Genomic DNA, 271 nt, shown 5'->3' with positions numbered 1-271 from the left:
TGAGAGTGACGACATCGATGCTTTGCTAGATGAGCCAGCAGAAGATGACACTGAGAGTGACGACATCGATGCTTTGCTAGATGAACCAGCAGAAGATGACACTGAGAGTGACGACATCGATGCCTTGCTGGATGAGCCTGCGGAAGATGAATTAGAGACCGATGACATCGATGCTTTGCTGGATGAACCAGCAGAAGATGACACTGAGAGTGACGACATCGATGCTTTGCTAGATGAGCCAGCAGAAGATGACACTGAGAGTGACGACATC

Annotated in this window: 1 protein-coding gene; it reads left to right on the top strand. The window is 49.1% G+C overall.

The window, feature by feature from the left end:
- Positions 1-271, top strand: a 271-nt coding sequence (locus C2M32_RS16585) for a hypothetical protein (protein ID WP_199886182.1), incomplete at both ends; no start/stop codon positions are given.

Origin of the sequence: Pseudoalteromonas sp. T1lg23B, assembly GCF_002964665.1 — a bacterium.
Classification (GTDB): domain Bacteria; phylum Pseudomonadota; class Gammaproteobacteria; order Enterobacterales; family Alteromonadaceae; genus Pseudoalteromonas.
Note: the sequence above shows the minus strand (reverse complement) of the source record. Positions and strands in the feature narration are given on the sequence as shown.